Source organism: Pseudomonas sp. WS 5411, from assembly GCF_012985595.1.
GTDB lineage: Bacteria > Pseudomonadota > Gammaproteobacteria > Pseudomonadales > Pseudomonadaceae > Aquipseudomonas > Aquipseudomonas shahriarae.
Genome location: NZ_JAARMC010000021.1, coordinates 36,854 through 50,087, shown reverse-complemented (window position 1 = coordinate 50,087; position 13,234 = coordinate 36,854). Strand labels below are relative to the sequence as shown.

The following is a 13,234-nucleotide window of genomic DNA, read 5'->3' as shown; positions in this document are numbered from 1 at the left end:
GGCCGCCTTGCCTAAGTCCAGTCGAGTCGTTGCGCGTTACTCTGCTTTCAGGCCATCGGCCGATACAGCTTTAACGCCTTTGATTTTCTTGGTGATGGCTACTGCCATTTCCTTTTGTGCATCAGTCACAGCAACAGTGGAGGACAGGGAGACCACACCTTTGTTGGTTTCGACTTTGATGTCGGTGCCAGGAATGCCTTTCTCGGTAACCAGGTCAGCTTTGACTTTAGTGGTGATCCAGGTATCGGTGGTCGCTTCTTTGGCCTTGGTCACTTCACCGGCGGCTACAACCATTGGAGCCTGGGAGGTTTGGGCGAACGCAACGTTAGCCATGGTCAGGGTCAGCGCGGTGGCAGTTGCAGCAGCGATAGCGAACTTCTTCATACGAGTAACTCCTGTTTTTTCGAAGGTCTGCAGCGTTTCAACGTTAATGCTGCAGGGTTACCAGTACTGTTGCAGGCGCTGTGCCAACTTTCGCATACGAATAAAAACCTTTAAATTCAATAGCTTATGTTTTTTGCCGAAATTCAGAATCGTGCAACTTGCATGAAGCCCATCGTGCCTGCATGCAAGTTGCGGCTTTTGTCCTGGGCTAAACGGCTGATTTACCTTCACTTTCCTGCAGCCCAAAAAAAAGGACTCCGAAGAGTCCTCTTTTTCAGCGTAAAGCCTGGGAGTTATTAAACGCCCGAAGCCTTGGCTGCTGCTACGTCCTTGATGGACAGCTTGATACGGCCGCGGTTGTCCACGTCCAGTACCAGCACTTCCACTTCCTGGCCTTCTTTCAGGATGTCGGTCACTTTCTCTACGCGAGCATCGCTCAGCATGGAGATGTGAACCAGACCGTCCTTGCCCGGCAGGATGTTGACGAACGCGCCGAAGTCGACGATGCGCTCAACCTTACCGACGTAGATCTTGCCGATCTCGGCTTCAGCGGTGATGCCCAGGACGCGCTGGCGTGCAGCTTCAGCCGCTTCCTTGGTTTCGCCGAAGATCTTGATCGAACCGTCGTCTTCGATGTCGATCGAAGCCTTGGTTTCTTCACAGATCGCACGGATGGTCGCGCCGCCTTTACCGATGACATCACGGATTTTGTCGGTGTCGATTTTCATCGCGATCATGGTCGGAGCATTTTCCGACAGCTCGGTGCGGGACTGACCAATGATCTGGTTCATCTGGCCGAGGATGTTCAGGCGCGCTTCCAGGGCTTGGCCCAGAGCGATTTCCATGATTTCTTCGGTGATGCCCTTGATCTTGATGTCCATCTGCAGCGCGGTAACACCTTTGGCGGTACCGGCTACTTTGAAGTCCATGTCGCCGAGGTGGTCTTCGTCACCCAGGATGTCGGTCAGGACGGCGAACTTCTCGCCTTCTTTAACCAGACCCATGGCGATACCGGCAACTGGCGCCTTCATCGGCACACCAGCGTCCATCAATGCCAGGGAAGCACCGCAAACGGAAGCCATGGAGCTGGAACCGTTGGACTCGGTGATTTCCGACACAACACGAATGGTGTACGGGAACACGTCGGCGGCAGGCAGCATGGCTGCAATCGAACGACGGGCCAGGCGGCCGTGACCGATTTCGCGGCGACCAGCACCCCCCATGCGACCACACTCACCTACCGAGAACGGAGGGAAGTTGTAGTGAAGCATGAACGGGTCTTTTTTCTCGCCTTCCAGGGTGTCCAGCAGTTGTGCGTCACGGGCAGTACCCAGAGTCGCGACTACCAGGGCCTGGGTTTCACCACGGGTGAACAGGGCCGAACCGTGGGTCTTCGGCAGAACGCCAACTTCAATATTCAGCGGACGTACGGTGCGGGTGTCGCGACCGTCAATACGTGGCTTGCCGTTAACGATATTTTCGCGAACGGTGCGGTATTCGATTTCGCCGAAGGCTGCTTTGACTTCGCTGGAAGAAGGCTGGCCTTCTTCACCGGACAGCTTGGCAACAACCTGGTCCTTCAGTTCACCCAGGCGAGCGTAACGGTCGGCCTTGATGGTGATGGTGTAGGCGTCGGAGATCGCAGCACCGAACTCGGAGCGGATAGCGCCCAGCAGCTCAGTGGCTTCTGGCTGAGGAGCCCAGGTCCAGGTCGGCTTGGCGGCTTCGGCAGCCAGTTCTTTAACAGCGTTGATCACAACCTGGAACTCGTCGTGAGCAAACAGTACAGCGCCCAGCATCTGGTCTTCGGTCAGCTCTTTGGCTTCCGATTCAACCATCAACACGGCTTCCGAAGTACCGGCAACGACCATGTCCAGGCTCGAAGCTTTCTGTTGTTCGTAAGTTGGGTTCAGCAGGTAGCCGGTGCTTTCGTGGAAAGCAACGCGAGCTGCGCCGATCGGGCCATCGAAAGGAATACCGGAGATGGCCAGGGCAGCCGAGGTGCCGATCATCGCAGCGATGTCCGGATCGGTCTTCTTGCTGGTGGAAACGACGGTGCAGACAACCTGCACTTCGTTCATGAAGCCTTCTGGGAACAGCGGACGGATCGGACGGTCGATCAGTCGGGAAGTCAGGGTTTCTTTCTCGGAAGGACGGCCTTCGCGCTTGAAGAAACCACCAGGGATCTTACCGGCAGCGTAAGTCTTTTCCTGGTAGTGAACGGAAAGAGGGAAGAAGCCTTTGCTTGGGTCAGCGGTCTTGGCGCCCACAACGGTCACCAGTACGGTAACGTCGTCGTCAACGGTGACCAGCACTGCGCCGGAGGCTTGACGGGCAATACGGCCTGTCTCGAGGGTAACGGTCGACTGACCGAACTGGAATTTTTTGATTACCGGGTTCACGGTGTCCTACCTTCTTTGTGGCTCTTGGGGAACTTGTCTTCTTGCGAAATTCTTGGGCAATGTCGGGAATCGGCCCAACCCTTGTCCAGGGTAAAACGTGTATCCAGATAAAACTTGAGGCTGGGAGCCTGCCATGGGCCAGCGGGAAACCCACTGACACACGGCAAACAACCAACCTCTAGCGCAATCGCTGATTAGCGACGCAGACCCAGGCGACCGATCAGAGCCTGGTAACGGCCCAGATCCTTGCCTTTCAGGTAGTCCAGCAGCTTACGGCGCTGGTTTACCATGCGGATCAGACCACGACGGGAGTGGTGATCTTTACCGTTGGCCTTGAAGTGACCCTGCAGCTTGTTGATGTTGTGGGTCAGCAGTGCAACTTGCACTTCTGGCGAACCAGTGTCACCAACAGCTTGCTGATAGTCAGCTACGATTTGTGCTTTTTCTTGAACGTCGAGAGCCATGAGGCAATCCTTTTTTCAGGAAACCACCCAAAGGGCAGTTTCAACAGGCCAGGGACAAATCCCTGTATCTAAAAATGAGTGTTGACCGTGCCTGTTAACAGCCACACTCGTTCGGTCATTCTGACCGAATCAGCCGACGCGGCGCGATGCGCCCGTCTTCGCTCACTTCACCGATACCGATAAAGCGACCGTTATGATCTTGTACCCGCACCATGCCGAACTTCGGAGCATCCGGTGCGCGGACCGGCTGGCCGTTGAGCCAGTAGAACGCGCTGTGTTCCGAGAAGTGCAGCAATGGCCAATCCAGCAAACCGCTGTCCGACGGCATCAGGAAGCGATCAACTGCTTCATTGCCACCTTCGGCATGTACAGCTTCCAACTCTTCCAACGTGACCGTCTGGGCCAGGGTGAAAGGGCCAGCCTGGGTGCGTCGCAGTTCTGCAACGTACGCGCCGCAACCGAGCTGTTCACCAATATCTTCCACCAGGGTACGGATATAGGTGCCTTTGCTGCAGTCCACGGCCAAGCGGGCGGTGTCGCCTTCACAGGCGAGCAATTCCAAGCGCGTAATAGTAACAGAACGCGGTTCACGCTCCACTACTTCGCCCGCACGTGCCAGCTTGTAAAGAGGCTGGCCATCACGCTTGAGAGCCGAGTACATCGGCGGTATCTGACTGATTTGCCCACGAAAAGCGGGTAAGGCAGCCTCGATATCTGCACGACCAACGGTCACGTCGCGAACCTGCAGAACATCACCTTCGGCGTCTGCCGTGGTGGTGGTCTTGCCCAGCTGCATAAGGGTTTCGTAACCCTTGTCCGAATCGAGCAGGTATTGCGAGAACTTGGTGGCCTCGCCAAAGCACAATGGCAACACGCCAGTAGCCAGGGGGTCGAGGCTACCAGTGTGCCCGGCCTTTTCGGCATTGAGCAGCCAGCGGACCTTCTGCAACGCCGCATTGGAGGTAAAACCAATGGGCTTGTCGAGCAGGATGATGCCGCTGACGTTACGACGGATACGTTTGACCTGAGCCACCGCTTACTCCTTGGCGTCTTCAGGTGTGGACGGATGCTGATTGTCTTCAGCCACGGCGCGCTCGATCAGGGCCGACAGGTGCGCACCACGCACGACGCTTTCGTCGTAGTGGAAGTGCAACTGGGGCACGCTGCGCAGCTTCATCTCACGGGCCAACTGCATACGCAGGAAACCTGCAGCGGAGTTGAGCACCTTGATGCTTTGCGCGATTTCTTCGCTGTTGTCCTGACCCATCACGGTGATGAAGATCTTGGCGTGACCGACGTCACGGCTCACTTCAACAGCGGTGATGGTGACCAGGCCAACGCGCGGGTCTTTGACTTCGCGACGGATCAGTTGGGCCAGCTCGCGCTGCATCTGATCGCCGATACGTTGGGTACGGCTGTATTCTTTTGCCATGTCTTGTTACCTGTTACTGCCACACGGTGAAACCCGTGGGGTCTGAAAGCGGCAAACGCCCGGCCTGACAAAAGCCAGACCGGGCGTTGCGTTTAGAGTCCGGACACTGCGCGGGGCATTTGCATGCCCACACGCGGCGTGGCTCCTGAAGTGCGCGAGTTAGAGGCTGCGAGCAACCTGAACCTTCTCGTAGACTTCGATCTTGTCGCCAGGCTTGACGTCGTTGTAGCTCTTGACGCCAATACCGCACTCCATGCCGGCACGTACTTCGGAAGCGTCATCCTTGAAGCGGCGCAGGGATTCCAGCTCGCCTTCGAAGATAACGATGTCTTCACGCAGTACACGGATTGGACGGTTACGGTGCACAGTACCTTCGATAACCATGCAACCGGCGATCGCGCCAAACTTCGGCGAACGGAACACGTCACGAACTTCGGCGACACCCAGGATATTTTCCCGAACGTCACTGCCAAGCATGCCGGTGAGGGCTTTCTTGACGTCTTCGATGATGTCGTAGATGACGTTGTAGTAACGCATGTCCAGGCCTTCCTGCTCGACGATCTTCCGTGCGCCAGCATCGGCACGCACGTTGAAGCCGAACAGTACAGCGTTGGAAGCCAGTGCCAGGTTGGCGTCGGATTCGGTGATACCACCGACACCGCCACCGACAACACGCACTTGCACTTCGTCGTTACCCAGGCCGTTCAAGGCGCCGTTCAACGCTTCGAGGGAACCACGGACGTCAGATTTGAGGACGATGTTAAGCGTCTTCTTCTCTTCCTGGCCCATGTTCTCGAAGATGTTTTCCAGCTTGCCGGCGTGAGCACGGGCCAGCTTGACTTCGCGGAACTTGCCTTGACGGAACAGAGCCACTTCACGGGCTTTCTTCTCGTCGGCAACTACGCTCATCTCGTCGCCAGCGTCCGGAGTACCGTCCAGGCCGAGAATCTCGACAGGGATGGCTGGACCGGCTTCCTTGATTGGCTTGCCGTTCTCGTCGAGCATGGCACGTACACGGCCGTAGTTCGAACCGACCAGCACCATGTCGCCTTGGCGCAGGGTACCGTCTTGAACCAGAACGGTCGCAACCGGGCCACGGCCCTTGTCGAGGCGGGATTCAACCACAACACCACGGCCAGGAGCCGATGGGGTAGCGGTCAGTTCCAGGACCTCGGCTTGCAACAGGACTGCTTCGAGCAGTTCGTCAACGCCGGTACCCATCTTCGCCGAGACCGGTACGAATGGAGTGTCGCCACCCCACTCTTCGGAAGTCACGCCATGAACCGACAGTTCGCTACGGATGCGATCGAGATCAGCGCCCGGCTTGTCGATTTTGTTCACGGCAACCACCAGCGGCACGCCAGCTGCTTTAGCATGCTGAACGGCTTCGATGGTTTGCGGCATCACGCCGTCGTCCGCTGCAACCACCAGGATCACGATGTCGGTCGCCTTGGCACCACGGGCACGCATGGCGGTAAACGCGGCGTGACCAGGGGTGTCGAGGAACGTCACCATGCCACGGTCGGTTTCAACGTGGTAGGCACCGATGTGCTGGGTAATGCCGCCGGCTTCGCCCGCTGCAACCTTGGCACGACGGATGTAGTCGAGCAGGGAAGTCTTACCGTGGTCAACGTGGCCCATGACGGTCACGACTGGAGCACGGGAAACCGCTTCACCTTCAAACTTCAGGGACTCGGCCAGGGAATCTTCCAGGGCGGTGTCGCTGACCAGGGTCACTTTGTGGCCCAGCTCTTCAGCAACCAGTTGGGCAGTTTCCTGGTCCAGTACCTGGTTGATGGTGGCTGGAGTACCCAGCTTGAACATGAACTTGATGATTTCAGCAGCCTTGACCGACATCTGCTGAGCGAGATCGCCAACAGTGATGGTCTCGCCGATCTTCACTTCACGCACGACAGGGCCGGTTGGGCTCTGGAAACCGTGGGCGTTGCGTTTCTTCAGCTTGGCCTTGCCGCGACCACCACGACGGAAGCCATCGCTTTCTTCGTCGGTAGTACGTGGGGCAACGCGCGGAGCAGGCGCTTTCTCTTTGACCGAAGCACGATGTGGAGCGTTTTTACGCTCGCCATCGCCACCGCCGCTACGACGATTGTTATCGTCGGCACGTGGTTTGTCCGGACGACGAGGTTCGTCGCGCTTGCGAGCGTCAGCAGCAGGCGCTGGTGCAGCGGCAACCGGAGCGGCCTCACGCACAGCTTCTACAGGCGCGCTAGGCGCAGCGACTGCGTCAGTACCAGCAGGTTGCGCAGCAGCAGGCTGGCGACGCGCTTCTTCTTCGGCGCGACGCTTGGCTTCTTCTTCAGCCTTCTGACGTGCAGCATTTTCTACTGCGCGACGTTCGTCCATCTCGCGTTTGCGCTCGGCTTCGATTTCTTCCGGGCTGCGCTGTACGAAGACTTTCTTCTTACGCACTTCAACGCTGATGCTCTTGCTACCAGCCACCCGCAGGGTGCTGGTTGTTTTGCGCTGCAATGTAATCTTGCGCGGTTCTTCCACTTTCGCCTTGTGGCTGCTTTTCAAGTGAGTCAGCAACGATTGCTTCTCACTGTCGCTCACATGTTCCTCGGCGGCGGTGTGCGGCAGACCTGCCTCACGCATCTGCTGCAACAGGCGCTCTACCGGTGTTTTGACCTCATCGGCCAGTTGTTTCACCGTGACTTGCGTCATGCACTTCTCTCCTCAGGCCGCGCCTAATTACTCGAACCAATGGGCTCGGGCGGCCATGATCAACTTGCCGGCACGATCATCGTCAATGCCGTCGATGTCGAGCAGGTCGTCAATAGACTGCTCGGCCAGGTCTTCGCGGGTAATTACGCCGCGCACCGCCAGTTCCATCGCCAAATCCTTGTCCATACCCTCAAGCGAGAGCAGGTCTTCGGCCGGATGGGCGTCTGCCAGCTTTTCCTCAGTAGCGATGGCTTTAGTCAACAAGCGATCCTTGGCCCGAGCGCGAAGCTCGTTGACGGTGTCTTCGTCAAAGCCGTCGATGTTGAGCATTTCCTCCACCGGTACGTAGGCAATCTCTTCCAGGCTGGTAAAGCCTTCATCTACCAGCACCTGTGCCAGATCTTCGTCGACTTCCAGCTCGTCGATGAAGTTGCGCAGGATGTCGCCGGTTTCTGCTTGCTGCTTAGCCTGGATGTCCGATTCGGTCATGACGTTCAGGGTCCAGCCAGTCAACTGGCTGGCCAGACGCACGTTCTGACCACCACGACCGATGGCCTGGGCCAGATTGTCTGCGCCAACGGCGATGTCCATTGCATGGGCATCCTCGTCAACAATAATTGCCGCGACTTCAGCCGGGGACATGGCGTTGATCACGAACTGCGCCGGGTTATCGTCCCACAGCACGATATCCACACGCTCACCGCCCAATTCGCCCGACACTGCCTGGACGCGCGAACCGCGCATACCAATGCAAGCACCCTGCGGGTCGATGCGTTTGTCCTTGGAGCGGACCGCGATCTTGGCGCGCGAACCCGGGTCGCGGGACGCAGCCATGACTTCGATCAGGCCTTCGGCAATTTCCGGCACTTCGATACGGAACAGCTCGATCAACATTTCCGGCGCGGTACGCGACAGGATCAGTTGAGGGCCACGGTTCTCAGTGCGGATTTCCTTGAGCAGCGCACGCAAACGCACGCCGACACGGAAGGTTTCGCGGGAAATGATGTCTTCACGGGCCAGCAACGCTTCAGCATTGTTACCCAGATCGACGATCACGTTGTCGCGGGTCACTTTCTTCACGGTGCCGGAGATGATTTCCCCCAGGCGCTCGCGATAGGCGTCAACGACTTGAGCGCGCTCGGCTTCACGGACCTTTTGCACAATGACTTGCTTGGCAGTCTGTGCAGCGATGCGGCCGAACTCGATGGACTCGATCTTTTCCTCGACGACGTCACCCACCTGGGCGCCCGGATGCGTTTGCGCAACCTTGCTTGGCCAGGTTTCGATGGCCGGATCATCAAGATCGGCTTCTTCAACGACTGTCCAGCGACGGAAAGTCTCATAAGCTCCGGTGTGGCGATTGATTTCCACACGCAGATCAACTTCGTCTTCAAAACGCTTTTTGGTAGCAGTGGCCAGGGCCAACTCCAGCGCTTCAAAAATCACGTTAGCCGGTACGCCCTTTTCATTGGATACCGACTCAACAACCAGCAGTACTTCTTTGCTCATCGTACGCCTCGCCTTTCGCAAGCCATTGGATCCGCGGGATCCGCAGTTTCTGGCACGTCTCAGTCAAAACTGGGAATAATGTTGGCCTTGTCGATCATATCGATCGGCAACAGGAACTCGTGGTCTTCTACCTGCACCACTACATCCTGTTCTTCTACACCGCGCAGAAGGCCCTGAAAGTTGCGTCGCCCTTCGAAAGGGGATCGCAGCTTGATCTTCACTTGTTCACCGACATATTTAGCAAACTGCTCAATAGTGAACAGTGGGCGTTCCATGCCTGGCGAGGAAACTTCGAGGGTGTATTCAACGGCGATCGGATCTTCAACATCCAGGACACCGCTGATCTGACGGCTGACGATGGCACAATCGTCCACCAGCACACCGCCCTCTTTATCGATATAAACGCGCAACATTGAGTGGCGACCTTGAGCCGAAAACTCAATACCCCAGCATTCATAGCCTAGGGCCACGACCACCGGGGCCAGCAAGGCCTGCAACTCTTCTAGCTTGCTCGACACCTGAACCCCCTCGTGCATGTATGTGCATGCTGTGCAAAATAAAAAAATGGGCGAAACGCCCATCCTTGAAACGCCGTCGAACAGCGGCGTTGAAAGTGTCCAGCTAACAAAAAGCCCCTTAAAAGGGGCTCCGCTAAAACTGGTTGCGGGGGCCGGATTTGAACCGACGACCTTCGGGTTATGAGCCCGACGAGCTACCAGACTGCTCCACCCCGCGACAAAGCTGGGGCGGAAGTATACGACCGATCCCTTACAGGGTCAATGTAACCTTCCACCTACAAGAAAGCCCGCAACAGCGGGCTCTCCTGATAATTGGTACCGAGAAGGGGACTCGAACCCCTACACCCTATGGGCACAACCACCTCAAGGTTGCGTGTCTACCAATTCCACCACCTCGGCAATACAGCGTTTACAACCTTCTTACTTCTGCTCTTGAGCTGGAGGCACGTCAGTCGCTGGAGTAGCCGACTTTTGCTCTTGAAGCACCGGGACATCATCAGAAGCCGGTTTTGCTTTTGGAACTTCCAACACTGCTGGATCTGGCAAACCTGCTTGAGTCAGCACATGAGCTTTCTCTTTAGCAAAGTAACCTAACCCCAGGCTGGTTATGAAGAAACCGGCGGCAAGTATAGCAGTAAACTTACTAAGAAAGGTAGAGGAACCTTGGCTTCCGAACACAGTATTTGAAGCACCTGCCCCGAAAGACGCACCAGCGTCCGCACCTTTACCCTGTTGCAGCAATACCAGGGCAACAACGCCCAGTGCACCCAACAGATGAAAAACGACTACGACTGTTTCCAGCATTTTCTCAGTTTCCCGCGGCGCGACAAATCGCACCGAACTCATCTGCATTCAGGGAAGCTCCACCAATGAGCCCCCCATCGATATCCGGCATGCCGAACAGTTCGACCGCATTGGCCGCCTTCACGCTGCCGCCGTATAGAAGCCGCACACCTTGTGCGACCTCAGAATTCTCTGCCGCCAACTGCGCGCGGATGGCTGCGTGCACATCCTGCGCCTGTTGCGGTGTAGCAGTCAGCCCGGTGCCAATGGCCCAGACCGGCTCGTAAGCAATCACTGCCTTTGCAAACGCACCAACACCCAACTCCTCGATGATGCTGCCCATCTGACGCGAGACAACTTCAAGAGTCTTGCCCGATTCACGCTGCTCAAGGGTCTCCCCTATGCACAACACCGGAATCAGGCCACAAGCCTGTGCTGCTGCGAACTTGCGATTGAGTATCCCATCACGTTCGCCCATCATCTGACGGCGCTCGGAGTGCCCAACAAGCACATAGGAACAACCCGCATCCACCAGCTGACTCGGTGCAATCTCACCGGTCAACGCACCCTGCATGGCTTCCACCGCAGAATTCTGCGCGCCGACCTGGATCGACTTGCCTTTCAAGCCATCAACCACTTGGTTGATATGCAAGCAAGGCGGGAATACCGCGATATCAACACCGCTCGGCAGGGCCAGGTGACGAAGGCCATTGACCAGCTCAGCGACACTGGCGCGGGTACCGTGCATCTTCCAGTTACCAGCTACCATAGTGCGACGCATGCTGTACCTCGTCGGTCAAAGTGGGCGCAGATGTTACCCAACCACATCAACACTGGCAAGCCGAATTCAGGCGCAAACTTCAGTTACCAGTTTTGCCAGCTCTTCGGCGTAGCCGCGAACCTGTGTTTCATCATCGCCTTCGACCATCACACGCACCAAGGGCTCGGTCCCAGACTTGCGCAACAAGACCCGACCACGCCCCGCCATAGCGACGGTTACGCGCTCACAGGCTTCCTTGATCGCCGGGTGCTCGATAGGGTTTTCGCCGCCCGAAAAGCGCACATTGAGCAGCACCTGCGGGCACTTGCGCAGTGCCTGGCGCGCCAGGGCCAGGCTTTCGTCACGCCGACGCAGGGCCAACAGCACCTGCAGCGCCGCGATGATCGCATCCCCGGTCGTGGTGTGCTGGAAGCACACGACATGCCCCGAATTCTCGCCACCTACCAGCCAGTTGCGTTCCAGCAGCTCGGCAATCACGTAGCGGTCGCCCACATTGGCCCGCACGAACGGGATCCCCAGGTCTGCCAGGGCCAGCTCCAGCCCCAGATTACTCATCAGGGTACCGACCACACCACCTTGCAGCTTGTTACGCTCATGCAGGTCGCGGGCAATGATGAACAGCAGGTCGTCACCGTCGACGATGGCACCGGTATGATCGACCATCAACACGCGGTCACCGTCACCATCGAAGGCAATACCCAGGTCCGCGTGCTCGGCCAATACCGCTGCCTGCAATTGCCCCATATGGGTCGAACCACAGTTATCGTTGATGTTCAGGCCGTTGGGCTGGGCCGACAGCACTGTAACCTCGGCACCCAACTCCTTGAATACACTGGGAGCAACCTTGTAGGTTGCACCATGGGCACAGTCGATGACCACCTTGAGCCCGGCAAAATTGGTGCTGGTAGGCACGCTGCTTTTGCAAAACTCGATATAACGGCCAGACGCATCGTTAATCCGTGAGACCTTGCCCAGCTTGCCCGATTCGACGACGGTCATCGGCGCATCCAGCAACTCTTCAATCATGTGCTCGATCGCGTCCGGCAGCTTGGTGCCCTGGCCCGAGAAGAACTTGATGCCATTGTCATCATGGGGATTGTGCGAGGCGCTGATCACAATACCGGCTTCAGCGTGAAAGGTACGCGTCAGGTAAGCGATCGCCGGCGTAGGCATCGGCCCCAGCAACATCACATCCGCCCCGGCGGCAGACAGGCCCGCCTCGAGTGCAGACTCGAACATATAGCCAGAAATCCGCGTGTCCTTACCCACCAGAATGCGGCATGCCCCCATGCTGCGGAAGGCCATCCCGGCCGCCCAACCCAGCTTGAGCATAAAGTCCGGAGTGATCGGGAATTCGCCGACCCGACCACGAATACCATCGGTGCCAAAATATTTCTTTGTCATAAGTGCTCCATCATTCTTATTCGGCTGATTTTACTGCTTCGATCATCCGTACAACGTCAACTGTCTCGGCCACATCGTGCACCCGCAGAATACGCGCGCCCTTGGCCACGGCAAGCGCCGCCAGGGCCAGGCCGCCATACAGACGCTCACCCACAGGGCGATTCAAGGCCATGCCTATCATGCTCTTGCGCGACACCCCAACCAACAGGGGGCGACCAAGGGCATGCAGCGATTCCATATGTTTGAACAGGCTCAGATTGTGCTGCAGGGTTTTGGCAAAACCAAACCCGGGATCGAGAATGATCCGCTCAGGGGCAATTCCCACAGCGGCGCATTGGGCAATGCGATCGACAAGAAATGCCGTCACTTCTGCGACCAGGTGATCATAGTGCGGCGCGTCCTGCATCGTCCCGGGCTCGCCGAGCATATGCATCAGACAGACAGGCAACCCGGTGGCCGCCGCCGCATCCAGCGCGCCGTCGCGCTGCAGCGAGCGCACGTCATTGATCAGCCCGGCCCCGAGCCGCGCGGTTTCGCGCATGACCGCCGGGGTCGAGGTGTCTACCGAAATAATGACATCCAGTTCGCGGTGAATACGCTCGACAATCGGCGCAACACGCTCCATTTCCTCCACAGGGGAAACAGCACGCGCGCCAGGCCGGGTTGATTCGCCCCCCACATCAATAATGGTCGCACCCGCAGCTACCATTGCCGCTGCATGGCGCAAAGCCGCGTCCAGCCGGCTGAAGCGACCACCATCGGAAAAGGAATCAGGGGTTACATTGAGAATGCCCATAACATGCGTATGGGCCAAATCAAGAACCCGGCTGCCGCAAGGCAACCGGGTGGAGGACAACACAGAAGTCATTTCA

At 57.5% G+C, this 13,234-nt stretch carries 12 protein-coding genes and 2 tRNA genes; all 14 read right to left on the bottom strand.

Annotated features, from left to right (window positions below):
- Positions 1–36 precede the first annotated feature (36 nt).
- The gene (locus HBR93_RS21685) at positions 37–384 is read right to left on the bottom strand and encodes a BON domain-containing protein (protein ID WP_057440167.1); all 348 of its coding nucleotides are present in this window, start codon (positions 382–384) and stop codon (positions 37–39) included.
- A gap of 296 nt (positions 385–680) precedes the next feature.
- On the bottom strand, positions 681–2,786 hold the full coding sequence (pnp, locus tag HBR93_RS21680; protein ID WP_057960656.1) for a polyribonucleotide nucleotidyltransferase: 2,106 nt from the start codon (positions 2,784–2,786) through the stop codon (positions 681–683).
- Positions 2,787–2,980: 194 nt separating this feature from the next.
- Positions 2,981–3,250: a 30S ribosomal protein S15 gene (rpsO, locus tag HBR93_RS21675; RefSeq protein WP_003176135.1), complete on the bottom strand. Its 270-nt coding sequence runs from the start codon at positions 3,248–3,250 to the stop codon at positions 2,981–2,983.
- A 115-nt stretch (positions 3,251–3,365) separates the two neighbouring features.
- Positions 3,366–4,283 carry a tRNA pseudouridine(55) synthase TruB gene (gene truB / locus HBR93_RS21670; protein ID WP_060764100.1) on the bottom strand — a complete coding sequence of 306 codons (918 nt, stop codon included), beginning with the start codon at positions 4,281–4,283 and terminating at the stop codon, positions 3,366–3,368.
- Between the two features lie 3 nt (positions 4,284–4,286).
- Positions 4,287–4,682, bottom strand: coding sequence for a 30S ribosome-binding factor RbfA (rbfA, locus tag HBR93_RS21665; protein WP_029298974.1), 396 nt, complete (start codon positions 4,680–4,682; stop codon positions 4,287–4,289).
- Between the two features lie 159 nt (positions 4,683–4,841).
- Positions 4,842–7,367: a translation initiation factor IF-2 gene (gene infB / locus HBR93_RS21660; RefSeq protein WP_057440169.1), complete on the bottom strand. Its 2,526-nt coding sequence runs from the start codon at positions 7,365–7,367 to the stop codon at positions 4,842–4,844.
- 27 nt (positions 7,368–7,394) lie between these two features.
- On the bottom strand, positions 7,395–8,876 hold the full coding sequence (gene nusA / locus HBR93_RS21655) for a transcription termination factor NusA (protein WP_038445977.1): 1,482 nt from the start codon (positions 8,874–8,876) through the stop codon (positions 7,395–7,397).
- Between the two features lie 59 nt (positions 8,877–8,935).
- Positions 8,936–9,394, bottom strand: coding sequence for a ribosome maturation factor RimP (gene rimP, locus HBR93_RS21650; protein ID WP_032862957.1), 459 nt, complete (start codon positions 9,392–9,394; stop codon positions 8,936–8,938).
- Between the two features lie 140 nt (positions 9,395–9,534).
- A tRNA-Met gene (locus tag HBR93_RS21645) sits at positions 9,535–9,611 on the bottom strand.
- A gap of 96 nt (positions 9,612–9,707) precedes the next feature.
- Positions 9,708–9,793, bottom strand: a tRNA-Leu gene (locus HBR93_RS21640).
- 21 nt (positions 9,794–9,814) lie between these two features.
- Positions 9,815–10,198, bottom strand: a complete 384-nt coding sequence (secG, locus tag HBR93_RS21635; protein WP_029298979.1) for a preprotein translocase subunit SecG — start codon at positions 10,196–10,198, stop codon at positions 9,815–9,817.
- Between the two features lie 4 nt (positions 10,199–10,202).
- Positions 10,203–10,958, bottom strand: coding sequence for a triose-phosphate isomerase (gene tpiA / locus HBR93_RS21630; RefSeq protein ID WP_169961052.1), 756 nt, complete (start codon positions 10,956–10,958; stop codon positions 10,203–10,205).
- Positions 10,959–11,024: 66 nt separating this feature from the next.
- Complete coding sequence (gene glmM / locus HBR93_RS21625; protein WP_169961051.1) at positions 11,025–12,362, bottom strand: phosphoglucosamine mutase; 1,338 nt, start codon at positions 12,360–12,362, stop codon at positions 11,025–11,027.
- 16 nt (positions 12,363–12,378) lie between these two features.
- The gene (gene folP, locus HBR93_RS21620; protein WP_169961050.1) at positions 12,379–13,230 is read right to left on the bottom strand and encodes a dihydropteroate synthase; all 852 of its coding nucleotides are present in this window, start codon (positions 13,228–13,230) and stop codon (positions 12,379–12,381) included.
- Positions 13,231–13,234 lie beyond the last annotated feature (4 nt).